General features: G+C 68.6%; 1 protein-coding gene. It reads right to left on the bottom strand.

Features of this window, described 5'->3' with window-relative positions:
• Positions 1-94 precede the first annotated feature (94 nt).
• Positions 95-280: a TRAP transporter large permease subunit gene (locus QSV46_RS39390; protein ID WP_314964045.1), complete on the bottom strand. Its 186-nt coding sequence runs from the start codon at positions 278-280 to the stop codon at positions 95-97.
• Positions 281-290 lie beyond the last annotated feature (10 nt).

Raw genomic sequence — 290 nt, 5'->3', positions numbered from 1 at the left:
ATGAACAGCTTGCTGATCGAGACGGTCTGGAAGGGGCCGAACTTCTCGATCGCCTCGGGCGGGGCCTGCAGGCCCATGGCCGAGATGCCGAAGATCACCATGGGGATCGAGGGCGGGATGACGATCCCGAGCCCTCCCGCGCCATGGCCGGGATCATCAGCATCCCGACGGCGGCGGTGGTGGCGGGGCCCGAGCCCGAGATGGCGCCGAAGAACACGCAGGCGATGATCGTCGCGGCCGAGATGCCGCCGGTGAAGGGCCCGGCCAGGTTTTCCGCCACGGTGATGAGG

The sequence above is a fragment of the Bradyrhizobium cosmicum genome (genome assembly GCF_032290525.1).
Taxonomy (GTDB): domain Bacteria; phylum Pseudomonadota; class Alphaproteobacteria; order Rhizobiales; family Xanthobacteraceae; genus Bradyrhizobium; species Bradyrhizobium cosmicum_A.
Note: the sequence above shows the minus strand (reverse complement) of the source record. Positions and strands in the feature narration are given on the sequence as shown.